This is a genomic window from Streptomyces sp. NPDC093225, assembly GCF_044753805.1.
Lineage (GTDB): Bacteria > Actinomycetota > Actinomycetes > Streptomycetales > Streptomycetaceae > Streptomyces.
Window position 1 is genome coordinate 121,397 of sequence record NZ_JBIVNX010000020.1, and the last position, 22,887, is coordinate 144,283.

The 22,887-nt window shown below is 74.3% G+C and carries 20 protein-coding genes; 6 read left to right on the plus strand and 14 right to left on the minus strand.

Going from position 1 to position 22,887, the window contains the following annotated elements; translation table 11 throughout:
- Positions 1–4: 4 nt before the first annotated feature.
- Complete coding sequence (locus ACIQCH_RS20130; protein WP_402582589.1) at positions 5–1,696, minus strand: FG-GAP repeat domain-containing protein; 1,692 nt, start codon at positions 1,694–1,696, stop codon at positions 5–7.
- Between the two features lie 140 nt (positions 1,697–1,836).
- Here ACIQCH_RS20130 and ACIQCH_RS20135 point away from each other — a divergent pair, with 140 nt between their 5' ends.
- A complete protein-coding gene (locus ACIQCH_RS20135) occupies positions 1,837–2,439 on the plus strand; it encodes a phosphoribosylanthranilate isomerase (protein ID WP_402582591.1) in 603 nt (200 codons plus the stop codon).
- Between the two features lie 6 nt (positions 2,440–2,445).
- Here ACIQCH_RS20135 and ACIQCH_RS20140 read toward each other — a convergent pair whose 3' ends face one another.
- From ACIQCH_RS20140 to ACIQCH_RS20155, 4 genes are all read right to left on the minus strand, one after another.
- Positions 2,446–3,024: a Uma2 family endonuclease gene (locus ACIQCH_RS20140; protein WP_402582593.1), complete on the minus strand. Its 579-nt coding sequence runs from the start codon at positions 3,022–3,024 to the stop codon at positions 2,446–2,448.
- Positions 3,025–3,083: 59 nt separating this feature from the next.
- A complete protein-coding gene (locus tag ACIQCH_RS20145; RefSeq protein ID WP_402582595.1) occupies positions 3,084–3,971 on the minus strand; it encodes a hypothetical protein in 888 nt (295 codons plus the stop codon).
- Positions 3,972–4,236: 265 nt separating this feature from the next.
- Positions 4,237–4,458, minus strand: a complete 222-nt coding sequence (locus ACIQCH_RS20150) for a DUF397 domain-containing protein (RefSeq protein ID WP_402582597.1) — start codon at positions 4,456–4,458, stop codon at positions 4,237–4,239.
- A complete protein-coding gene (locus tag ACIQCH_RS20155; protein WP_402582599.1) occupies positions 4,445–5,281 on the minus strand; it encodes a helix-turn-helix domain-containing protein in 837 nt (278 codons plus the stop codon). The genes ACIQCH_RS20150 and ACIQCH_RS20155 overlap by 14 nt, the downstream gene beginning before the upstream one ends.
- 125 nt (positions 5,282–5,406) lie before the next feature.
- Between ACIQCH_RS20155 and ACIQCH_RS20160 the strand changes: the two genes are divergently transcribed.
- Positions 5,407–5,661, plus strand: a complete 255-nt coding sequence (locus tag ACIQCH_RS20160) for a hypothetical protein (RefSeq protein WP_402582600.1) — start codon at positions 5,407–5,409, stop codon at positions 5,659–5,661.
- On the opposite strand, the gene ACIQCH_RS20165 is transcribed toward ACIQCH_RS20160, so the two are convergent.
- The 4 genes from ACIQCH_RS20165 to ACIQCH_RS20180 all read right to left on the minus strand — a co-directional run bounded on the left by ACIQCH_RS20165 (position 5,643) and on the right by ACIQCH_RS20180 (position 13,391).
- On the minus strand, positions 5,643–9,602 hold the full coding sequence (locus ACIQCH_RS20165; RefSeq protein ID WP_402582602.1) for a protein kinase: 3,960 nt from the start codon (positions 9,600–9,602) through the stop codon (positions 5,643–5,645). The two genes, ACIQCH_RS20160 and ACIQCH_RS20165, sit on opposite strands and share 19 nt — an antisense overlap.
- 70 nt (positions 9,603–9,672) lie before the next feature.
- Positions 9,673–11,232: a PTS transporter subunit EIIC gene (locus ACIQCH_RS20170; RefSeq protein WP_402582604.1), complete on the minus strand. Its 1,560-nt coding sequence runs from the start codon at positions 11,230–11,232 to the stop codon at positions 9,673–9,675.
- A 75-nt stretch (positions 11,233–11,307) separates the two neighbouring features.
- A complete protein-coding gene (murQ, locus tag ACIQCH_RS20175) occupies positions 11,308–12,243 on the minus strand; it encodes an N-acetylmuramic acid 6-phosphate etherase (protein WP_402582606.1) in 936 nt (311 codons plus the stop codon).
- Positions 12,244–12,260: 17 nt separating this feature from the next.
- Positions 12,261–13,391 carry a MurR/RpiR family transcriptional regulator gene (locus ACIQCH_RS20180; RefSeq protein WP_402582608.1) on the minus strand — a complete coding sequence of 377 codons (1,131 nt, stop codon included), beginning with the start codon at positions 13,389–13,391 and terminating at the stop codon, positions 12,261–12,263.
- A 105-nt stretch (positions 13,392–13,496) separates the two neighbouring features.
- On the opposite strand from ACIQCH_RS20180, the gene ACIQCH_RS20185 reads away from it, so the two are divergent.
- Both ACIQCH_RS20185 and ACIQCH_RS20190 read left to right on the plus strand, forming a co-directional pair.
- Complete coding sequence (locus ACIQCH_RS20185) at positions 13,497–13,868, plus strand: hypothetical protein (RefSeq protein WP_402582610.1); 372 nt, start codon at positions 13,497–13,499, stop codon at positions 13,866–13,868.
- Positions 13,865–14,134 carry a DUF4031 domain-containing protein gene (locus ACIQCH_RS20190; RefSeq protein ID WP_402582611.1) on the plus strand — a complete coding sequence of 90 codons (270 nt, stop codon included), beginning with the start codon at positions 13,865–13,867 and terminating at the stop codon, positions 14,132–14,134. Before ACIQCH_RS20185 ends, ACIQCH_RS20190 begins: the two co-directional genes overlap by 4 nt.
- A 137-nt stretch (positions 14,135–14,271) precedes the next feature.
- On the opposite strand, the gene ACIQCH_RS20195 is transcribed toward ACIQCH_RS20190, so the two are convergent.
- Both ACIQCH_RS20195 and ACIQCH_RS20200 read right to left on the minus strand, forming a co-directional pair.
- Entirely contained in the window at positions 14,272–15,504 is a 1,233-nt protein-coding gene (locus tag ACIQCH_RS20195; protein ID WP_402582613.1) for a Cmx/CmrA family chloramphenicol efflux MFS transporter, read from the minus strand.
- Positions 15,505–15,711: 207 nt separating this feature from the next.
- Complete coding sequence (locus ACIQCH_RS20200; RefSeq protein ID WP_402582615.1) at positions 15,712–16,443, minus strand: hypothetical protein; 732 nt, start codon at positions 16,441–16,443, stop codon at positions 15,712–15,714.
- Positions 16,444–16,627: 184 nt separating this feature from the next.
- On the opposite strand from ACIQCH_RS20200, the gene ACIQCH_RS20205 reads away from it, so the two are divergent.
- The gene (locus ACIQCH_RS20205; protein WP_402582616.1) at positions 16,628–17,323 is read left to right on the plus strand and encodes a copper homeostasis protein CutC; all 696 of its coding nucleotides are present in this window, start codon (positions 16,628–16,630) and stop codon (positions 17,321–17,323) included.
- Positions 17,324–17,431: 108 nt separating this feature from the next.
- Here the strand turns inward: ACIQCH_RS20205 and ACIQCH_RS20210 are convergent, their stop codons facing one another.
- Positions 17,432–19,426, minus strand: a complete 1,995-nt coding sequence (locus ACIQCH_RS20210; RefSeq protein ID WP_402582637.1) for a HelD family protein — start codon at positions 19,424–19,426, stop codon at positions 17,432–17,434.
- A 463-nt stretch (positions 19,427–19,889) separates the two neighbouring features.
- Here ACIQCH_RS20210 and ACIQCH_RS20215 point away from each other — a divergent pair, with 463 nt between their 5' ends.
- The gene (locus tag ACIQCH_RS20215; protein WP_402582618.1) at positions 19,890–20,237 is read left to right on the plus strand and encodes a hypothetical protein; all 348 of its coding nucleotides are present in this window, start codon (positions 19,890–19,892) and stop codon (positions 20,235–20,237) included.
- 103 nt (positions 20,238–20,340) lie between these two features.
- Here ACIQCH_RS20215 and ACIQCH_RS20220 read toward each other — a convergent pair whose 3' ends face one another.
- Both ACIQCH_RS20220 and ACIQCH_RS20225 read right to left on the minus strand, forming a co-directional pair.
- Complete coding sequence (locus tag ACIQCH_RS20220) at positions 20,341–22,002, minus strand: DNA repair helicase XPB (protein WP_402582620.1); 1,662 nt, start codon at positions 22,000–22,002, stop codon at positions 20,341–20,343.
- Between the two features lie 78 nt (positions 22,003–22,080).
- On the minus strand, positions 22,081–22,680 hold the full coding sequence (locus ACIQCH_RS20225) for a DUF4291 domain-containing protein (protein WP_402582622.1): 600 nt from the start codon (positions 22,678–22,680) through the stop codon (positions 22,081–22,083).
- Positions 22,681–22,887: the final 207 nt, after the last annotated feature.

Genomic DNA, 22,887 nt, shown 5'->3' on the forward strand with positions numbered 1-22,887 from the left:
TGCCTCAGCCGATCTGCGGGTAGACGTTCCAGTTGTGGTTGGCGCCGACCTGGCCGTCCGGGCCGTCGCCCTCCACGGCCTTGCGCGCGGCGAACGTTGCCGTACCGGAGCCGCCGGTGCCGTAGTAGACGTACACCTTCCCCGCGCCGTCGCGGGCGATGATGTCGGCCCGGCCGTCGCCGTTCTGGTCGCCGGAGCCGGCGATGGCGTTGTAGGTGTTCCAGCCGCTGCCGATCAGCTGCCGCGCCTTGAAGGGCGTGGTGGCGGTGCCGTTGCCCGGGAAGACGTACAGGTTCCCGTCGGTGCCCTGGGCGATCAGGTCGGTCCGGCTGTCGCCGTTGACGTCGCCGCTGCCGACGAGCGCCTTGTACGCGCCCCAGCCGGTGCCGACGCGGACCGGGGCCGCGAAGCCGGTGCCGTTGCCCTGCCCGGCGCGCAGCCAGAGGGTGCCCGCGGAGTCCCGGGTGAGCAGGTCGCCGCGGCCGTCGCCGGTCAGGTCGCCGGGGCCGGTGACCAGGTTCGTGGTGGTGAAGTCGCCGGAGACCGGGGCGTTCTTCTTCACATTGAGCAACTGCCCGCCGCCGAAGGCGAGCACGGCGGCCTGGCCGCTGCCGTCGATGCCGGTGGCCACGACGAGCTTCCTGCCCGCCGGGAAGGTGCCGCTGGTCTCGTACGACGGGTAGAGGCCGTTGGAGCGGTTCTCGTGGAAGTGCAGCTCGCCGGCGGCGTTCACACCGGTGATGCCGTTCTTGCCGTAGACGGGGTTGCCGCCCTCGTTGACGGCCCGGGCCATCCACCACCAGCCGTTGCCCCAGGTGCTGCGGGGCCAGAAGGCGCCGCCGCCCTTGGACAGGTAGTAGTACACGTCGCCGCTCGGCTTCAGGGTCATCAGGTCGGCCCGGCCGTCCCCGTCCTGGTCGCCCTGAGCGATGATCTTGCTGAACGTGTTCCAGCCGCTGCCGACCTTGACGCGGCCCTTGAACGGGGCGGTCGCGCTGCCGGTGCCCTTGTAGTACCAGAGGATGCCGGAGCGGTCCCGGGCCAGCACGTCGCCGACCCCGTCCCGGTCCAGGTCGCCGGCGCCGATCACCTGGTCGTAGCCCCACCACCCGGAGGCGACCTTCGCTCGGGCGGAGAACGGGTTGCCAGTGGCGCTGCCGTTGCTGCGGTAGAGGAAGACGTCGCCGGAGGGGGTGCGGGCGATGAGGTCGGGGCGGCCGTCGCGGTTCAGGTCGTCCGCCGCGACCACGCGGTCGTACGCCTGCCAGCCGGTGCCGGTCCAGCTGGGCGCGAGGGTGGCGGTGGCGGTGGCCGTGTGCAGCGAGAGGCGGCCGTCGGCGGTCAGCTGGAGGAACTCGGGCCGGGAGTCGCCGCGGACGTTGCCCAGGCCGATGACGTCCTTCGGCTGGGAGGCCGGGTAGCCGTAGTAGGTGTAGTCCATGACCGAGAGGTTCTTGGTGGACCACATCGTCCCGGCGCCCGACGGGTACCGGAACAGCAGGTCGTTCTGCCCGTCGCGATCGACGTCGGTGCGGGGCTTGAGCGTGGTGGCCGCGTGCGCGGCGGCGCCCCCGGAGTCTGCGGGGACGGCGGCGGGCAGGGCGGTGGCGAGGCCGCTCGCGGACAGGACGAAGGCGGCGCAGGCCGCGAGGCGCCGCAGGCGCGGCTGCCGGTCGCGGCGGGTGGAACTGGACAACTGGCTCCTCTGGGAACGCGGGGCTGGCGACCGCACCCTAACTGCGGGGATCTTGAGGTGTAAGAGGTACGGGATACAACTTTTTCGCTGCTCGGACGTCCTGCGTCCCGCCGCCCGCGCTCTGGTTCACTGGACGCATCATGAGCGACCTCTTCGTGAAGATCTGTGGCCTGCGCACCGAGCAGGACGTCGAGACCGCCGTCCGCGACGGCGCCGACGCGGTGGGCTTCGTCTGCGCCGCCAGCCCCCGCACCGTCGACGCCGCCACCGCCCGCCGGCTGGCCGCCCTCGTGCCGCCGCACGTGCTGACCGTCGGCGTCTTCCGCGGCCAGTCCGTGGACGACGTGCGCCGCTTCACCGAGGAGGGCGGCCTGCGGGCCGTCCAGCTCCACGGCGAGGAGGGCCCGGAGTTCTTCGAGGCGCTGCGCGCCGACGGCCGCACCCTCCTGCGGGCCACGTCGCGGACGGACGTCGCGCGCTGCGGCGAGTACGGCGAGGACCTGCTGCTGCTCGACGCCCCGGACCCGGGCTCGGGCAAGCCGTGGAACTGGGGCGCGGCGGACTTCACCGCCCCCGAGGGCCGCTGGCTGCTGGCCGGCGGCCTGCACCCGGGCAACGTCCGCGAGGCCGTGGAGACCACCGGCGCCTGGGGCGTGGACGTCTCGAGCGGGGTCGAGCGGGAGCGGGGGGTCAAGGACCCGGCGCTGATCACGGCGTTCATCAAGGCCGCACGGGGCGCCTGAGGCCGCTCAGCGCACGTAGTCCTTGAGCTTCTCGGTGTCGAGGGTGATGGCGACGGGGCTCGGAAGCTTGACCTGTGCGCCGTACGGATACGTGGTGCGCCGGGCGTACTTGCCGCGGACGGGTTCCGCGTACACGACCAGCTCCTGCGCATCGCGATCGATGAGCAGGTACACGGGGATGTCCGCCGCCGCGTAGCCGTCCCGCTTCTCCCTGCGGTCGCGGCGGTCGGTGTCCGGGTCGCGGGACGTCACCTCGACGGTCATCAGCACGCCGTCGGAAGCGGCCCACTCGCCCTGCCCGACGAAGTGGTCGAACGGGGCCAGGACCCCGTCGGGTCGGGCCCGGCCGTTGCGGTAGTCCTGGGTGGCGAGGCCCTGCTCGGGATAGAGGGCCAGTTCGGGGCGCTGCTGCATGCACTGGCGCAGTAGCCACATGACGATGGCCCCGTGGTCGCCGTCCGGCATGGGCTTGACCTCTAGCTTTCCTTGGATGAATTCGAGCAGGACCGTCTCGGGGGCCCTGTGGGCCAGCTCCTCGAAGTCTTCGACGGCCATCTGCGGGTGATCGGCAAAGCTGGGGGTCATGGATTCGCCTCCTCGGCTCCATGGTGCCCCGTGCGTGTGGAGGCGGACCGCCTCGACGGTCATGTGTGTCTCCCTTCGCGGATGCGTGTCGCGTGTGCGCGGACCCGGTCGGGCGGCAGCAGGCCGCGGGGCGGGGCCTCGGGCTGGTGGCGGCAGGGGGCGCAGAGTCCGTCGACGAAGGCGGCGGGTCTGCCGGGGGTGCGGCAGTCGCGGCACTCCACCAGGGCCGGGGCGCGGTGCGGTGCGGGCGCGGGTTCCGGTTCGGGGGCGCGCCGGGGCGGGATCTTGGTCTCCAGGCGGCGGCGGACGAAGGCGGCCGGGTGGTGGACGCCCTCGGGCGGCAGTCCGGCGGTCAGGGCGCGGAGCATCTCGGCGGGCGAGGCCCCGACGCGGAACCACGCGTCCGCGAGCGGGGCGAGCTCGGAGCAGTCGGCCTTGGAGAGCGTGAGGCCGGGAGCGTGCCGGCCGAGGTCGGCGAGGACGCCGTAGGCCGTACCCGTACCGCTCGGAACTGTGTTCCCGTCGGGTGCGGGCGGCGGCTCGGGCCGCGAGGGTGGCGGCGGGGCGGCCGGTGCCGGCACCTCCCTCCGGGTGAACCGGGCCCACCAGGCGCCGTCGCGGGCCGTGCGGGAGAAGTAGGTGCGGGTGACCCAGCGGACGCCCTCGGCGCGTTCCCGTACGCGGTGCAGGTGACCTGCGGTTTCGAGGCGGCCGAGGGCGGTGCGGACCGCGCACTGACCCCACAGCGGCAGCACCGCGGCCAGCGTCTTGACGCTGATGTCGGCCCCGTCCGGCAGCCGGTCGAGGTACGCGGCGATGGCGGCCTCGCGGAGCGGGAGGTGGGTGAAGTCCCGGCCCGTGCCGGGGGTTTCGTCCGACGCGGTGACTTTGCCGAAACCGGGCTTGGCGAGGGGGTGCGGGGCAGCACTAAACTCGAAGTCAGACATGGGGATCGATTGGTCCGATCTCAATGGTTAGACCCTCGTTCGGTGTTGGCGCACCGGCGGGGGTCGATTTATTTCGTCCAGCGGAAAGCTAGAGCCTCCCTACGGTTCGTCGCAACCTGATCACGATTAGTCATCTCGCCTGGTATGTGCGTGCGTTGGCGCGCGCGGGCGGGTGCGGGGGAGGGTGGGAGGGTGGGTTGTACCCACCTCCCATTCCTATAAGAAGGGGCTCGGGCGCGGCCGCTTGAGCTTCGGGCGCGGCCGCTCAGCGGGTGGGGTGCAGCGATCCGTCCTGGATGCCGTCCACGAATGCCTCCCACGCGGCCGCCGGGAACACGAGCTTCGGGCCGCGGGGGTCCTTGGAGTCCCGGACGGGGACGTGGGTGGGGAGGCCTCGGCCGACTTCGACGCAGTCGTCTCCGCCGCCCCCGCTGTAGCTCGACTTGAACCACTCGGCGGTGTTCAGGTCGTACTTACTGATCGTCATGGCCGTAATCCTCCGCCGCCGACTCGATCAACGCCAGGGACGTCTCCGGGGGGAGCGCGGTGGCCACGACGAAGTCGTAGGTCAGTTGGTAGTTGGCGACCGTGGCCGGATCGTCGACGAGTTGCCCTGTGCCGAGTCCTTCGAGGTAGGCAAGAGGCGGAGCGTCCTCGAAGGACATCAGCTTCAGAGCGCCGTTGGATGCCGGGTGGGCGCCTGCGGCGTGCGGCATGACTTGCACGACGATGCGGTGCCGACGAGCGAGGCTCGCGATGTGACCGAGGGCCTCGGCCATGATCGCGGGGCTGCCGATCCGGCGGTTCAGGACGGATTCGTCAAGGACGGCCCACAACAACGGCCTTGTTGGATTGGTCAGGAGGCGGGCGCGCTCCAGGCGAGGCGCGACCAGCGCTTCGATGTCCTCCGCCGTGGCGGTCGGCAGGAACCCGCGCGATACCGATCGGGCGTAGCGCTCCGTCTGGAGAAGGCCCGGGATGAGCAGGGGCGCGTACTGTCTGATCTGCGTGGCCGTCGCTTCCGCTTCGGCTGCCGCGACGAAGTGGTCGGGGTAGCCGGTCTCGGTGCCGGCACGGCAGTTGCGCTCGAAGTAGCCGTCCGTCTGCAGGACGCGGTCGATCTCTCGGGCCTGTTCCGGCTGCATGCGGCGGGTGCCGGCCTCCAGCTGGCCGATGAACGATCCGCTCACGAACAGCGGGGCGCCCAGTTCGTCCTGGGTCTTGTCCGCCTGCTTCCGGCGGAACCGCAGCTCCGCGCCCAGCATCGCCCTCGGCGACGAGGCGGGGTCGAGGTCGTGGGGTCCGGGCATGGCGGAGGGCCTCCCAACGCTCGGTCCAACAGACGGGTTTGTTGGACGCGCCGCTCTACCCAGGCTAGCCGCGCACCGCCACGCTGTGTAGGCGAAGCAGGTACGGAGCGTGGAGGGAACAGCGCATGGACATGGACCTCGTACAGGTGGCCGAGGAGGCCCTCGCCGAGCTCAAGGAGGGACTGGAGGCCGCCGGCATCACGCTGCCCTCGGTGCGGCTGGACCCCGTGTCGGCTGCGGGCAACTACCCGCGGCCCCTCATCGACCTGGGGCGCTGCAACCCCGCCACCGCCCGCGAGCTGGCCGCCGCCCTGAAGGGCGACCGGTTGCGCGGGCGGGTGCGCGAGCTGAACCGGACCTCTCAGCAGACCTTCCGGTAGTCGGCGTCCGGGATGTAGGTCTCCCACTCCTCCTTCGTCAGCTGTCGGCCCACCCGGTCACAGACCCGGGTCACCAGCCGGTCGGGGTCGAGGTCGAAGGTGTTGACGCGGCTGCCGCTGAGCGCGCGCAGGGTGTCGCCGTCGAAGGCCATGGCGTCGATCTGGCGGCCGGTGATGCTCAGCGGCTTACCGAGGGCGAGGCGGGCGTCGACGTCCCAGAGCTGCACGGAGTCGCCGTTCACGACGAGGGCGAGCTGGCCGCCGTCGGCGGAGAAGGCCAGTGATCCGGTGAAGTCGCCGTAGCGCTCCCCGCCGCGGACGAGCGAGCTGGGCAGGAGCGCCTTGCGCGTGCGCAGGGCGCCGTCCCAGACCTCCACCCAGCCGGAGTCGCGCAGGACGGCCGCCCAGCGTCCGTCGTGGGAGAAGCTGATCTCGGTGTTGCGGACGGTGCCGAGCGGGACGGTGCGGGCGGTGCGGGTGGCGAGGTCGAACTCCTCGCCCGCGGTGGTCAGGAAGCGCTGGCCGTCAGGGCTGAACACGCCGTGTCCGGCAGTCGCCTTGAACTCGTGGACCTTCTTGCCGGTGCGGGTGTCCCACACCTGGGTCACGGTGCCGTCGGCCGAAGGGGAGCTGCCGTCGGTGTACGTCGTCGTGGCGTACGCCCCGTCGGAGGACAGGCCGAGGTGCAGGAGGGGGCCCCCGGCCTGCCAGGGCAGCTTCGACAGCACGGCGCCGGTTCGCGCGTCCCGGACGACGACGCCCCAGAAGCCCCCTCGGACCAGGTCGTTGTGGGCGATGACCCGGCCGCCGTCGCTGACCGCGGCCACCGGACGCGTGTCGATGTCGGCCGGGATGCGCTGACGGACCGTGGTGCCGATGGTCTTGCCGGTCCGCACGTCGAGGAGCCGCAGGGTGGGATCGACCCTCCCGCCGGTGCGGACGACGGCGGTGTCGCCGTCCGGCGAGAGCGCGGCGCCCTGCGTGCCGGCGGTGTCGGTGCCCGCGCCGAGGACCGGGGCGACGTCCGTGACTTTGAGCTCGTCCGTCCCCGTGGCCTCGTACCGCAGGAGCTTGGCCGCTTCGTCCAGCCGGACCGAGAAGGCGTCGCGGCCCTGGAGGGCGTTGCGGCGGGCTGCTACGGGGATGCGGACGAGCGGCTGGGCGGCGTCGGCGCGGGCGTTCCAGATCTCGAGGGTGTCGCTGTTGCCGCGGCTGTTCGAGCCGGGGCCTACGAGGTAGTTGCCCCCGGAGCTGAACTGGAGGTCCGAGCCGGTGTTGGTGAGCGTTGCGGTGGTCCCGCCGGTGTCCAGGTCCCAGACGCGCGTCCGGCTGCCCGAGGTGTCCTCGACCAGGTGGCGGCCGTCCGGGCTGAACGCGATGTCCTCGCAGTCGCCGTCCTGGCCCGAGAGCACGCGGCTCGTGCCGGAGGGGCCGACCGCGTCGACGCTCAGGCTCCCCCCGTCGGGGCAGGAGCCCAGGTACCGGCCGTCCGGGGAGGCGATGATGCCGGGCGGCACGGCGCTCAGGAAGCGCCCGGTAGCGTCGGTCAGCCGCTGCTCGGCGGTCCGCTTGTTCATCAGGACGACGCGGCCGGAGGTCGTGAGCCGGAAGGGCTCGTAGCCGTCGGGGACGGCGAACGGCCCGCCCACCGGCTTGCCCTCCCGCAGGGACAGGAGGTGGTACGTGCCGTCCTTGGCGCGCGCGAGCGCGTGTGCGGCGTCGGGGCTGACGAGGGCCGCCTCCTCGATGACGTACTGCGCGGCGGGGATGGACACTACGGGCCGTCCCAGGTCCGAACGGCTGCGGCTGATGTCGTAGAGCCGGGCGCCGGAGGGGCTGAACGCGAGCACCAGCCGGCCGTCTTGGCTGTAGACGCGGCCGGCGTCGTCGCCCTCGCCCTTGCTGACCGCTGGCAGCGGCATCGAGCCGATCTCCCGCTGCGCGGCGGAGGCGTTGAGGGCGGCGCGGGCTTCGGGGACGTGGGCGATGCGGTAGGCGGCGACGCCGAGGAGCATCGCGGTGTCGGGCTGCGTGCCGCGCAGGCTGTCGGCGGCCTGGGCGACGGCGCGGGCGGTGGCCTGGTCCCGGCGGAGGTCGGCTTCGCGGTTCTGGAGGTAGGCGACGCCGCCCGCGAGGAGGGCGATGACGGTGGCGCCGGCCAGGCCCGCGAGGAGCTGGCGGCGGCGGCGTACGGTGCGGGCGGCCTCGGTGCGGGAGGCGTCGAGGAACGCGCGCTCGGCGGGGTTGGGGCTCAGGTGCGGGGCCGCGGTGGGCAGCCAGTCCAGGACGGCGCGCAGGTCGGAGCCGGTCAGGAGGTCGTCGGTGCGCTTGCCGTTGGCGGTCCAGCGAGCCGTGCCGTGGGTGACGCGCTGGCGGTACGCGATGCCGGTGCGGTCGGCGTCGGCCCAGGCGCGCAGCCGCCGCCAGGCGGGCAGGAGGGCGGTGCTGACCGGGCGTACCGCGCCGTCGGCCTCGGTGACGAGGGCGCCGGCGGCGGTGAGGGCCTCGGAGGCACGGGCGGTGGCGCGCTGCTCGGACTCGGGGCGGCCGGCGAAGAGTTCGGCCGGGGTGGCGGTGCGGACGGTGTCCTGCGAGCCGTCGGGCGCGCCGCCGGGGAGGGTGAGGCGCAGCAGGAGGTCGTGGGCGGCGAGCTGGGCGTCGGGGGCGAGGGCGGCGAAGGCGGCTTCGGCGCGGTCGCCGAGCGGTGGGACGGCCTGGGTGGCGGGGTACGGGGTGCCGCCGGCGTGGTCGGCGCCGGCCCTGAGGAGGTCCAGGCCCTCCTTGGGGGTGGTGCCGCTGCCGGGTGCGGATGCGGGCGCGGATGCGGGTGCGGCTGGGTGTGCGGGGGTGGATGCGGATGTGGGGGTGGGGGCGGTCGCGGGGGCCGGGACGCGGGGGTCGGCGGGACGGGCCGGACCGGCGTCGCGGGTGGTGGCCGGGTGCGGGTCGAGGGTGGTGGCGGGGCGGGCGTCCAGGGTGGTGGCGGGGTGGGCGCCGTGGGGGGTGGCGTCGGACGGGTGCGCACCCTGGGTGGGCGCGTCGGCGGGGCTGACGTTCCCCGGGGTCCTGGTGGGGGTGGTGGTGCCGGTGGGGCCGCCGTCCGGGGCGGTGGCGGCGATCAGGCCGGTCAGGAGGGCCTGGGCGGTGGGGCGGCCCGCCGGGTCCTTGGCGAGGGCGGCGGCTATCAGGGGGCGCAGCCGGGGCGGGAGCCCGGAGATGTCGGGGGTGACGGAGGCGGTGCGGTGCGCGACCTCGGCGATGTTCTCGCCGCGGAAGGGCTCGGCGCCGGTGGCCGCGTACAGCACGACCGCGCCCCAGGCGAAGATGTCGGACGCGGTCGACGCGCGCTGTCCGGCGAGGGCCTCGGGGGCCATGTAGCCGAGCGTGCCCATGATCGCGCCGGTGGCGGTCAGGGACATGTCGGGGGCGCGGGCGATGCCGAAGTCGATGATGCGCGGGCCGTCCGGGCCGAGCAGCACGTTGCCGGGCTTGAGGTCGCGGTGGACGACCCCGGCGGCGTGGATCGCGGCGAGCGCGGTGGCGGCGCCGGTGGCCAGGCGCAGGGCGGCGTCCTCGGCGAGCGGGCCGTTCGCCCGTACCGCGGCGGCCAGGGTGGGTCCGGGCACGTACTCGCTGACCAGGTACGGGGTGTCCCCGTCCACGGCGGCGTCGAGCACGCGCGCGGTGCAGAACGCCGCCACCCGCCGGGCCGCCTCGGCCTCCTTGCCGAACCGGTCGCGCACGAACGGGTCCGCGTCGCGGTGCAGCGCCTTGAGCGCCACCCGGGCGCCGTCCGCGTCGTACGCCTCGTAGACCACGCCCTGGCCGCCCGCCCCGAGCCGCGCGGCCAGCCAGTACGGGCCGATCCGCTGCGGGTCCTCGGGCGCGAGCGGGGTGCCGGTGGTGGCGCCCGGTGCGGGCGTGGTGCTGCTCGTCGTCATCGGTGGACTCCCCCTGGTTTCGATGGCGATCGTAACCAGGAGGTCCGACGGTCCGTCAGGCGATGGCCCCTTATGGCCGGGGGAGGGCGGAACCCGCTCGGACCGGGGCCGGTTCGTTCGGCCCGGTGGTGGCCGTGCGGGGGGTGGACTCCTCCTCCGTGGGGACGTCGAGTTCGGCGAGCATCGGCCCGGTGAATCCGAAGAAGTAGGTGGCGAGGAAGCCCGCCAGGTACCCGACCAGGAGCCCGCCCGCGTACACGGCGACGGCGGTGAGCACGCTGCCGTCGCCGTCGAGCAGCGGGAAGAGCGCCCAGCCCGACGGGCCGATGGCGGTCGAGCCGAAGGAGCGGCCGAGCTGGTCGCACAGGCCGATGAACGCCCCGCCGGCCGCGCCGCCCGCGCACGCCGTGACGAAGGGCCGGCCGAGCGGCAGCGAGACGCCGTAGATGAGCGGTTCGCCGACGCCGAGGAAGCCGGCTGGCAGAGCGGATCGGATGGTGGCCCTGATGGAGCCGTTGCGCGGCAGCCGCACGTGGACGGCCAGGGCCGCGCCGACCTGGCCGGCGCCGGCCATCGCGAGGATGGGCAGCAGGACGGTGTGGCCCTGCTGCTCGATCAGGGTGGTGTGGATGGGGATGAGGGCCTGGTGCAGGCCGAGCATCACGAGGGGGAGGAACAGCCCGCCCAGCACCAGGCCCGCGAGCGCGCCGCCGGAGGCCAGCAGCCAGGTCGCGAAGCGGCCGATGGCCTGGGAGACCTCGCCCGCGGCGTACATGAGGCCGAAGACGGTCACCAGGCCGGCCACCAGCACGGTCAGGGTGGGGGTGAGCAGGACGTCGAGGGACCCGGGCAGTCGGCGCCGGCACCACTTCTCCACCCGTACGGCCACCAGGGCCGCGGCCAGCGCGCCCAGCACGCCGCCCTGGCCGGGCGCGAGGTGCAGGCCGAAGGCGGTGATCTTCGTGACGCCGGGGAAGACGATGACGGCCGCCACCGCGCCGCCCAGGACGGGCGTGCCGCCGAACTCCTTGGCCGTGTTGTGGCCGACGAACACCGCGATCAGGGACATGAACCCGGAGGCGATCGCGGCCAGCGCGGGTACGGCGGCGGGGGCCAGGCCGAGGTTGGTGAGCAGGCCGTTCAGGCCCGCGATGATGCCGCAGCCGATCAGGGCGGGGATGAGGGGGACGAAGACGTTCGCCACGCGGCGCAGGACGAGTTTGACCGGGGTGGTGTTGCGCGCCTTCCGGGCCGCCCTCAGCTCGGCGCCGCGGGCGGCGAGTTCGTCGGCGGTGAGGGGGTGGGTCGGGTGGACGGGACCGGCGGGCCCTTCCGGTTGCTGAGGTGCGGTGGGCGGAGGTGCGGGTGCCGGGTGCCGGGCTTCGGCGACCAGGGCCTCGAACTCCGGGGTGACGCGGGCGACCGTACCCGGGCCCAGCACGATCTGGTACGTGTCGTCCTCGACCACCCCCATGACCCCGGACAGCGCCCTGAGGGCCGGGTCGTCCACGAGGGAGCGGTCGCGGAGGGTCAGGCGCAGGCGGGTCATGCAGTGGGCGACGCCGATGACGTTGGCGGGGCCGCCGACGAGCGGGAGGATCGCGGCGGCGGTGGCGCGGTTCTTGTCCATGGATGCGGTGCCTTGCTCCCTTGCTGGTGGTGCGCGGTGGGGGTGTGGAGGAAGAGGCGAGGGGGGCGGAGGCGCTCAGCCGGTGGTCGGGGGCGCGGCGGCGAGGGCGGCGCGCAGGTGGCCGTCCGCGGCGTCGAGCAGCTCGGCCGCGGTGGGCGCGTCGACCCCGGCCAGGACCATCAGGATGGCCGGCTTTACCTCCCCGTCCGTGGCGGCGAGGGCGACCTCGATCGCCTCGTCCGGCGCGCCGGTGGCGAGCGCGACGATGTGGCGCGAGCGGGCGCGCAGCTTCTCGTTGGAGGCGCGGACGTCGACCATGAGGTTCCCGTACGTCTTGCCCAGTCGGATCATCGTGATGGTCGAGAGCATGTTGAGCACGAGCTTCTGGGCGGTGCCGGCCTTCAACCGCGTGGAGCCGGTGAGCAGTTCGGGGCCCACCACGACCTCGATGCCGTGCTCGGCGGCGGCCGCGAGCGCGCTGTCCGCATTGCAGGAGAGCCCGACGGTGAGGGCTCCGTGCGCCCGCGCGTACCTGACCGCGCCGATGGCGTACGGGGTGCGGCCCGAGGCGGAGATGCCGACGACCGTGTCGCGGTCCGTGAGGTCCAGGGCCGCGAGGTCGGCCGCCGCCAGCTCGGGCGAGTCCTCGGCGCCCTCGACGGCCGCGACCATGGCCCCCGGGCCGCCCGCGATCAGGCCCACGACCCGGGAGGGGTCGGTGTTGAAGGTCGGCGGGCACTCGCTGGCGTCCAGTACGCCCATCCGGCCCGCGGTGCCCGCGCCCGCGTAGAGGAGGCGGCCGCCGTGGGCCATGCGGGCGGCGATCGCGTCGACGGCGGCGGCGATCTCGGGGAGCCGGGCGGCGACGGCGGCCGGGACGGAGGCGTCCTCGGCGTTCATGGTGCGGGCGATGTCGAGGGTGGACTGCCGGTCGATCTCGGCGAGTTCGGGGTGGAACGCCTCGGTGGTGAGCGTGGCGAGCTGGGCGCGGAGTTCCGCGTACGCGGTCATGGGGGTGGGCTCCTTCGTCACGGGGGAGTAGGGGTCGGGGCGGGTGCGGGTGCGGGTGCGGGTGCGGGGGCGGGTGCGGGGGCGGAAGTGGGGGCGGGGGCGCGGTGGCGCGGGGCGAGGGCCTCGTGCGAGGCGGCGAGGGCGGGCCCGGCCGTGTCGTACGTACGCTGCGCCACGCCGATGAACAGGCAGTCCACGAGCAGGAGCTGGCTGGTCCGACTGGACATGGCGGCGGGGCGGAACCCGTTCCGGGGGGTGGTCGGGGCGGTCGAGCCGGTCGTGGTCGTCGGGGCGGTCGGGGTGGCCGAGGTGGTCAGTACGTGGTCGGCGCAGCGCGTCACGGGTGCGTCGGGGGCGCCGGTGATCGCCACGGTGGTCGCGCCCCGTTCGAACGCGGTGCGCAGCGGGTCGACGACGTCGGGGGTCGTGCCGGAGTGCGTGACGGCCACGGCCGCGTCGCCGGGCCCGAGCTGGACGGCGTTGGTGAGGGCCAGGTGCGGGTCGGCGTGCGCGTGCGCGATCAGCCCGATGCGCAGCAGCTTCTGCGCGAGGTCGTGGGCGACGAGGGCGGAGGCGCCGACGCCGTAGACGTCGATGCGGCGGGCGCCGGCCAGGGCCGCCACGGCCGCGGCGAGTTCCGCGAGGTCCAGTCCGGCGGCGGTGTCGGCGAGGGCTCGGCGCTCCGCGCCGGCGAGCTTGGCGACCACGTCGGCCAGGGGGTCCCCGACCGCTATGTCGGTGGTGAGCGCGCTGCCCCGCCGGTCCTCCCGTCCCCCGTTCGGCGGCTCGGGAGCGGTGCCGCGGGTGGCGGTGCGGGCGGCGCGGCCGGCCAGCTCGGCGAGGGCGGGGCGCAGGTCGCGGTAGCCCGGATAGCCCAGCAGGCGGGCGGTGCGTACGACGGTGGCCTCGCTGGTGCCGGTGCGCTCGGCGAGGGCGGTGACCGTGAGCCGGGCGCACCCGGCCGGGTCGGCGGCGAGGGCCTCGGCCACCGCCCGGACGGCGGGGGCGAGCGTGGGGGCGAGGCGGGCGGTGCGTGCGCGGAGTTCGGCGGTGGTGGCAGGGGGACGGGTGGGGGAGGGCGTGGGGGCGGAGGCCGGGGCGTGCCCCGCGCTGCCGGCGTTGAAGGTTTCCTTCCGCGCTCTGCTCACCCTTGAAAGATATTTTCACCCGCCGAAAGCAGTCAATCCGCCACAAGACATCCCATTCGGAAACCGACCTTCGCCACCTGTCCGCTTCGGGTCCACAATTGCTGCATGGACCATGCGACCCCCCTGGAGCAGGCGTTGCACGCCGCCCGCGCCCTCGTCCTGGCCGATCTGATCGCCCTCGAGGTCGCCGACGCCGACGTGGTCTCCCTGGTCGAGGACTCGGTCGTGCACCGCCGGTGGTGGGTGGAGCAGTGGCCCGAGGGCATCGACTACCTGCCGGGCCTCGTCGCCCAGGACGTGCAGGACGCGCTGCTGTCGAAGTACGGGCGGTGGCCGCTGTGCCCGGTGTGCTCGCACGGCGACCCGCACGCCCTCGACGTCGAGCCCGAGTTGGGGCCCGACCCGCACTGGGTGTGCGGCAAGGCCGGGGTGAAGGTGGCGTCCGTGGGGAGCCTCGGCGGAGTGTTCGGCCGGTGACGGTCTACATCGACCCGCCTACCTGGCCGGGGCACGGGCGGATGTGGTCGCACATGGTCAGCGACGTCTCGTACGAGGAGCTGCACGCCTTCGCCGCCTCGATCGGGTGCCCGGCGCGGGCCTTCGACGGGGACCACTACGACGTTCCGGCGGAGCGCTACCCGGACGCGGTGGGCGCGGGCGCCGTGGAGGTCGGCAGCAAGGAGCTGGTGCGTCGCCTCACGGCCGCCGGCCTGCGCCGGCCCAAGGGGCGGTCCCGGGCGTAGCGGGGCTCCGGGCTCCGGTGTCGTCACGGGGGCCGGGAGCCCCCGGGCGCGGCCTGCGCGGGCTTTCAGCCGTGCCCGGGCTCTCAGCCGTGCGCGGGTCCTCAGCCGTGCGCGGGTCCTCAGCCCTGCGCAGGTCCTTAGCCCTGCGCGGTGCCTGAGCCGGCGCCGGCGCCGACCCTGTCCTCCACCGCTCCGGTCCGCCCCGCCGACGAGGCCACGATCCGGCCGCGCGAGGACAGCCGCAGCGCCACGGTCACCAGCCCCAGCGCCGTGACCGTCATCGCCGCCCCCGCCCACGCGGTGGCCGGGAAGCCGAGGCCGGCGTCGATGACGGTGCCGCCGAGCCACGGGCCACCGGTGTTGCCGAGGTTGAAGGCGGCGGTCGTGGTCGCGCCCGCCAGGGTCGGGGCGGCGCCCGCGACGTTGAACATCCGGGCGTTGAGGGCCGGCGCGGTGTAGAAGGCCGAGACCCCGATCAGGAAGGACAGCGTGACGGCGGCCACCGGCGAGGACGCGAACAGCGCGAGCGCGACCAGGAACACGGTGGAGGCCGTGATGCCGGTCAGCAGCACTCCGAAGAGGTGCGCGTCGGCGACCCGTCCCCCGATCGTCGTACCGACCAGGGCGCCGATGCCGAACAGCGCCAGCACGCTCGGCACCGTGCCCGAGCCGAGTCCGGCCACGTCCGTGAGCAGCGGTGCGAGGTAGCTGAAGGCGCAGAACACCCCGCCCGCGGCGAGGGCCGTGACCGCGACCGCGAGCCACACCTGCCGGTCGCGGTAGATGCCGAGCTCGCGTGCGAGGCGCGGGCGCTCGTCCGGCAGCGGGATGGGCGGGATCAGGGCCAGGATGCCCGCCAACGCGATCGCGGAGGCCGCGGCGACCGCCCAGAACGCCGCCCGCCAGCCGAAGTGCTCGCCGAGGAACGCGCCGGCGGGGACGCCGAGGACGTTCGCGATCGACAGCCCGCCGATCATCACCGCCATCGCGCGGGCGCGCGCGTCGACCGGGACCATCGCGATGGCGACGGCCGCGCCCACGGCCCAGAAGCCGGCGCAGGCGAGGGCCGAGACGATGCGCGAGACGAAGAGCAGCTCGTACGACGGGGCCAGCGCGCCCGCCACCTGGCCGAGACCGAAGAGCGTGATCAGCGAGACGAGCGTCGTGCGGCGGGGCAGCCGCAGCGTGGCCACGGCGAGCAGCGGGGCGCCCACCACCATGCCGATGGCGAAGGCGGAGATGAGCAGCCCGGCCTGCGGGATCGTGACGCCCATGTCCTCGGCGATGGGCGGCAGGAGGCCCGAGAGCATGAACTCGCTGGTGCCGAGCGCGAAGACGGACAGGCCGAGGACGTAGACGGCCACGGGCATGCGGGAGCGTACGGGGCGTGTTGCGGCAGCGGGCATGATCATCGACAACCGGGGCCCGGACCGGGGCATTCCCGGCGCCGTCCGCGATCCGGACGCCGGGCCGGCGACCCGGCCCGCGGGACCCGGGACCCGGACCCGGGACCCGGACCCGGATCCGGATCCGGAATCCAACCCGAACCGAGCAGGTCACCGGCGCGCCCGCCGGGGTCAGGAAGGCGACTCGGTCGCCCCCGTCGCCCCCGTCGCCCCCGGTGCCCCAGCCGCCTCCAGCCCGTGCAGCTCGGCGGCGAGGTTGTGGCGTGCCGGTGCCTCCCAGTGGGTCGCGCCGTGGGGCGTGCGGAACAGCCGGGGGAGGGCCAGCAGCTGGCGGAGCACGGCGGCCCGGCCGGCCCGGAAGGCGTCGTCGGGTACGAAGCCGTACTCGTCCCGCACCGCGGCCGCGTACGCGGAGTACGCCTCCGGGGTCCCGGCGAGCACCGCGAGGTCGGCGTCGCAGAGGACCTCGCCGTCGCGGTCGCCGGGGGCGGGGTCGTGCGTGACGGTGAGCCGGACCAGGCGGGCCACCTCGGCCGTACGGGCGGGGGCGACTCCGAGCTCGGGGAGGGCGCGCTCGGCGAGGGCGGCGCTGCGCTCCTCGTTCTCGGACCGGTCGGGGCGGTAGACGGCGTCGTGGAACCAGGCCGCGAGCTGGACGGCGGGCAGGTCGGTGGCGTGGTCGGCCAGTACGTCGACGTGGTCGAGGACGGCGGCGAGGTGGGCGGTGGTGTGGTACCGGCGCTGCGGTTCGGCCCAGGCGCGCAGCAGTCGGGCGGCGTAAGGGGCGGGGTCGGCCGCGGGGGTGCCGGCCGCGGGGGTGGCGGTCGCGGGACCGGCTGGGCGGCGGGCGGCGTCGACGGTGGCGTGCCAGCGGGCTTCGAGCTGCGCGGTGTCGGTGGGCATGCGCCCATTGTGGTGGGGGAGTGGCGGTGGGGGAGCGGGGGAGCGGGGGCCGGGGGCGTGCTGGCGCTGGTGGACCGGAGCCGGAGGTGCGTACCCTTGAGATTGGACTAGACCTGTTGGTGGTGGGTGCGGCGCGGAACGCGCCGGCGCACCGCCCTTCCCGATCTCGAAGGAATGAGGCCACATGAGCGACCGTGCGGTCCTGGAGGTGATCGCCCTCAACGCCGAGGACGCGATCGCGGCCCAGGCTGGTGGGGCGGACCGGTTGGAGCTGGTCACCGACATGGCCGCCGACGGCCTGACGCCCCCGCGGGAGACCTTCGCGGCCATCCGGGCCGCCGTGGACGTCCCGCTGCGCGTGATGCTCAGGGCCGCGGACGGCTTCTCGGCGGGCGGGCCCGCCGGGGTGGACGCGCTGGTCGCCCAGGCGGCGGCGCTGCGGGCGGAGGGGGCGGAGGAGTTCGTCCTCGGCTTCCTGGACCCGGACGGCACGCCCGACCTGGTGGCGGTGGAAGCGCTGGTGGCGGAGCTGGCGGGGTGCCGGTGGACGTTCCACCGGGCCATCGACCGCGCGGCCGACCGCGACGCACTGCGCAAGGCGCTGGCCGCGCTGCCGGGCCTCGACACCTACCTGACCGCCGGCGCGGCGGGCGGGGTCGACGAGGGACTCCCGGTACTGGTGGCCGAGGCGGCCCGGCACGGCGAACCGGGCTACGAGCCCCGCCTCCTCGTCGGCGGCGGCCTGCGCCTGGACCACCTGCCGGCGCTGCGCGAGGCGGGCCTCGACGCCTTCCACATCGGAGGCGCGGCCCGCCCCGGCGGCTGGGCCCACCCGGTCTCCCCGTCGGCCGTGGCCACGTGGCGCGAGGCCCTCTCGTAACCACTCCGCCCCGGCAATCCGGCCCGCGCGGCGTTTGAGCGCACCCGGCGCGCAGCGCCGGGCCTGGACCCGGGCGGGCAACTCCGGCCCGCCCGGGAGCCGCGCCCCCTAACCCGCCACCGGCCCCGCCAGAACCTCCGGCAGCGCCCCCGCATGCACCGCCACCAGCCCCGACACGGCACGGGTCAGACACACGTACAGCCGCCGCAACCCGGTCCGCTCGTCCGCCTCCCCGGCCACGATCGCCGCCGGCTCGTCCAGCACGACGTAGTCGTACTCCAGACCCTTCGCCAGCGACGCCGGCACCAGCGTCAGGCGCGCCAGCGCCGTCGTCTCCTCGCCCGGCGCCAGGTACGGCAGCCCCGCCGCGTCGAGCGCCTCCGCGAGCGCCGGGATCCGCGCGTCCGCCGCGATCAGCCCGATCGACCCCTCGTGTCCGAGCGACGTACGGCACGCCGCCACGACCGCCTCGACCAGCTCCCCGTCCGCCACCCGGGTGACCGCCAGCGCGCCCGGGTTCTCACGTACCGACGACACCGGGGCCAGCCCCGGCGCGATCCCCGGCAGCAGCCGCGACGCGTACGCGATCACGTCCCGCGGCACGCGGAAGCCCGCCGTCAGCTCCTCCACCGCGGCGTCCGGCTTGCCCAGGTGCGCCAGCGCCTCGGCCCAGCTGCGCGTGGCCCACGGCGTCGTGCCCTGCGCGAGGTCGCCCAGCACGGTCGCCGAACCCGTCGTGCAGCGCCGTCCCACCGCCCGGTACTGCATGGGCGACAGGTCCTGCGCCTCGTCGAGCACCACGTGCCCGAGCGAGGCCGTGCGCTCCACGAGGTCCGCCACCTCGTCGACGAGCACCGCGTCCGCGGCCGACCACTTCGCGGACTTCACGCTGCGGAACGGCTTCGCCCACCGGATCAGCTCCTGCTCGTCCTCCGTGAGCACCCCGTCCGCGTGCTCGGCCAGGAACTCCGGCTCCGACAGCAGCCGCAGCACCAGCTTCGCCGGGTCCACCGCCGGCCAGACCGTCTTGACGGCCGCCTTGACCGCCGCGTTGCGGGCCACCGCGTCCTGCACCCGGTCGTCCGGGGCCTCGCCCGCCTGCTCCATCCGTACGAGCACCGCGTGCGCGATCCGCTGCGGGAGCGCGTCGCGGGCGGCCCCGTAGCGGATGTCGCGGGCGAGCAACTCGTCGACGATCTCCTGGAGTTCGTACGCCGGGATCCGCCACCGCCGGGAACCGCGCACCACCATCAGCGCCTCGGCGGGCGGCGTGACGTGCGACCGCACGGCGCGCCGCAGCACCTCCGCCATGCGGGCGTCGCCCTTGACGACGGCGGCCGCCGCCGGGTCCTCGCCGCGCACCTCCACGCCCGGGCGGGCGACGAGGTCGGCGACCGTGGCCTGCTTGACCTCCAGCTCGCCGAGCGCGGGGAGCACCTGCTCGATGTAGTGCAGGAAGGAACGGTTCGGCCCGATGACCAGGGTGCCCGTGCGGGCGAGCCGGTCGCGGTGCGCGTACAGCAGGTACGCCACCCGGTGCAGGCCGACGGCGGTCTTACCGGTGCCGGGGCCGCCCTGGACGCAGACGCTTCCGGAGAGCCCCGAACGCACGATCTCGTCCTGCTCGGGCTGGATCGTCGCGACGATGTCGCGCATCGGTCCGACGCGCGGGCGCTCGATCTCCTGCTGGAGCAGCTTGCTGACGGCGGCGGTCTCGGCGGGGTCGGAGAGGTGCTCGTCCTCGTACGCGGTGAGGTCGCCGCCGGTGTAGCCGAAGCGCCGGCGCAGGCCGATGTCCTGCGGGTCCTTCTTCGAGGCGCGGTAGAAGGGCTGCGAGACCGGGGCGCGCCAGTCGATCACCATGGGGTCGCCGTCGGCGTCGTGGACGTGGCGGCGGCCGATGTAGAAGCGCTCGCCGCCCGCGCCCTCGGCGAGGTCGGCGCCGGGGGCGTGCAGGTAGTCGAGGCGGCCGAAGAAGAGGGGGGTGTCCGCGAGGTCGGCCAGGGCCTTGATGCGGTCCTCGATCTGGGCGGTGAGGATGAGGGCGTTGACCCAGTTCGCGGTGACGTCGCGGATGTCGAGGGACTCGACGTCCTCGCGCATGGCGCGGAGCGCGGCGCGGGAGGCGGCGAGGTGCGCCCGCTCGCGGCCGAGGGGGTCGGCGGCGGCCGTGCCGTCGGCTGCGGCGGCGCCTGCGGCGTCGCCGGTGGGGGCGGCCGTGGGGGCGGTGGGGGCGTCGGGGGTCAGGGGGGCGTGCGCGGGCACGGTGTTGCCTCCAGCTATGTGGGTCCTCAAGGTGCGTGACGTGTGGCCGGCCGGTTTCCGTCCGGTCGGCGGCACTCCCCGGGCAGGGCGGGAGGCGGGCAAGAGCGGAGATTCTAGTCCGCGCCGCGGACCCGCGCGAACGGCTTTCGGGGCCGTGAGGCCCGCCCGGTCCCTACGGGACGGCCGCCTTCCCCGTAGGACTTCCGGGGGAGGGGGTGGCCCTGGAGTATGACGTCAGGGGGAGCGGAGAATGGCTCCGCGGACCGATGTGCGCGGTGGGGCGGGCCGGGACCATGGATTCATGAGCACCGCGACCTTCACCCCGGTTCAGGGCGGCCGCCCTCGCGGCGCCGCCGCCATCCCTTCCGACGTCGAGTCCGCCCACGACGACCACAGCGGCACCGGCGCGCAGCACGGCCGCACCGCCCGCACGCGTACGCACCAGGGCCGTACGCACCACTCCCGCACGTACTCCCGCACGCCCGGCCGCACCCACGGCCGTACGCACACCGCCCGCGCGGCCTCGGAGGCCGAGGCGCTGACGCGCTCCGGCGGGTTCCTGCACGCGGCCAGGGTCTTCGCCACGACGGCGGTCAGCGTGGTCCTCCTCGGCGAGTACTCCGAGGACGCCGGCGTCATACGTCGCTGACGCGCCCCGGGGGCCGCAGCCCCCACCCGATCACCCGCGCCGGACTCCGGGGTACCCGCCCGCCGACGCGGGACGGGGGCCGCAGCCCCCGTCCCCGGCCGGACTACTCCGTCCCGTTCTCCGACTCCCGCGTGAGCACCTCGTCCGCGTCCATGATCCGGTAGGCGTAGCCCTGTTCGGCGAGGAAGCGCTGCCGGTGCGCCGCGAAGTCCTGGTCGATGGTGTCCCGTGCGACGACCGAGTAGAAGCGGGCCTCGTGGCCGTCCGACTTCGGACGCAGCACCCGGCCCAGCCGCTGGGCCTCCTCCTGCCGCGAGCCGAAGGTGCCGGACACCTGGATGGCGACGGTCGCCTCCGGCAGGTCGATCGAGAAGTTGGCGACCTTGGAGACGACCAGGACGCTGATCTCACCCTGCCGGAAGGCGTCGAAGAGCTTCTCGCGCTGCGCGTTCGACGTCTCGCCCTTGATGACCGGCGCGTCGAGGTGCTCGCCGAGTTCGTCGAGCTGGTCGATGTACTGGCCGATGACGAGGGTCTGCTCGCCGCGGTGATGGCGCACCAGCGCCTCGGTCACCTTCCGCTTCGTGGCGGTGGTCGCACAGAAGCGGTACTTCTCCTCCGTCTCGGCGGTGGCGTACGCGAGCCGCTCGCTCTCGGTCAGGTTCACCCGCACCTCGACGCAGTCGGCCGGTGCGATGTACCCCTGCGCCTCGATCTCCTTCCACGGGGCGTCGAACCGCTTGGGCCCGATCAGCGAGAAGACGTCCGACTCGCGCCCGTCCTCCCGGACCAGGGTCGCGGTCAGCCCGAGGCGCCGGCGCGCCTGCAGGTCGGCGGTGAACTTGAAGACCGGGGCCGGCAGCAGGTGGACCTCGTCATAGACGATCAGGCCCCAGTCCCGGGAGTCGAACAGCTCCAGGTGCGGGTAGACGCCCTTCCGCTTGGTCGTCAGCACCTGGTAGGTGGCGATCGTGACGGGCCGGATCTCCTTGCGGGTACCGCTGTACTCGCCGATCTCGTCCTCGGTCAGCGAGGTGCGCTTGACCAGCTCGTGCTTCCACTGGCGGGCGGAGACGGTGTTGGTCACCAGGATCAGCGTCGTCGCCTTGGCCTCGGCCATCGCGCCCGCGCCGACCAGCGTCTTGCCGGCACCGCAGGGCAGGACGACCACGCCCGAGCCGCCGTGCCAGAAGCCGTCGACGGCCTGGCGCTGGTAGGGGCGCAGCGACCAGCCGTCCTCCAGCAGGTCGATGGCGTGCGCCTCGCCGTCGACGTAGCCGGCGAGGTCCTCGGCCGGCCAGCCCAACTTGAGCAGCGTCTGCTTGATCTGGCCGCGCTCGGACGGGTGCACGGCGACGGTGTCGGGGTCGATCCGCTGCCCGACGAGCGGGGTGATCCGCTTGGAGCGCAGGATCTCCTCCAGCACCGGGCGGTCGGTGCTGGTGAGCACCAGCCCGTGCACGGGGTGCTTGGACAGGGTGAGGCGGCCGTAGCGGGCCATGGTCTCGGCCACGTCGACCAGCAGCGCGTGCGGGACGGGGTAGCGCGAGTACTCGACGAGCGCGTCGACGACCTGCTCGGCGTCGTGCCCGGCGGCGCGGGCGTTCCACAGGCCCAGCGGGGTGACCCGGTAGGTGTGGATGTGCTCGGGAGCCCGCTCCAGCTCGGCGAACGGCGCGATGGCACGGCGGCAGGCGTCGGCGAGCTCGTGGTCGACCTCGAGGAGGAGCGTCTTGTCGCTCTGGACGATGAGGGGCCCGTTCACGCTGATCCCTTCACGGTGAGGTGGCGGCCCGGCCGCGGGCGGGCGGGGCCAAACCTCCAGTGTGCCGTACGCGGGCCGTCAGCGGAGGTGGGCCAGGGCCTCGTCCTCGAGGGGGTACGGGCGCTCCTCGGGCAGCAGCGCCCGCGCGGCGTCGCCCTGCCCGGCGCGCACCAGGTCGTGGACCTCGCGGGCCAGCGGGGTGACGTCGCGGATGGAGACCGTCCACGCGTCGGCGTAGGCGCCGGACAGCGAGCCGGACAGGCCCAGCTGGAGCGACCGGTGGGAGAGCGCGTTGAGGTGGAGGTCCCGTTCGGGGTCCCACTGGACGCGGGCCTCGGTCTCGCGCAGCTGCCGCTGCCAGGTCTCCCGGTCCGGGTGGACGTCGGGCACGTAGTGCGAAAGGCAGGCACCGCGCAGCGCGTGGTCGAAGCCCTCACGGGTGATCTCCACGGCCAGGACGGTCTCCTGGTCGCCCTTGGTGGCCCACCCGCAGCGGTACATCATCCACAGGAAGGACGGCTTGATCCACGTCATCCGCTCGCGCTTCCAGGCGGACGGGAAGCGCCCGTCGCGCGCGGCGGGCACCCCGATGCGCGGGTGGTAGGCCTGGTAGACGGTGACGGTCTGTTCGGTGTGCAGGGCCCGGATCTCGCGGGCCGGTCGATGTGTCTCGGACATGCGCCCAGCCTCGCGCCAACGCCCGTCCCCGTCGACCGAATTAGGCCGCCGGGCCGTCGAGGGGGTCCGGCGATCACGGCCGGGCTTCGGTCCGCCGGAGACCCCCTAGACCCAACGCCGTTCAGTTAAGGGCGGGGGCTGTTCGTCAAGGCCCGTGAACGAGGCAGCGGAGCTGCTGTAGAAGAGGTTTGTCCTCCAAGACATCCT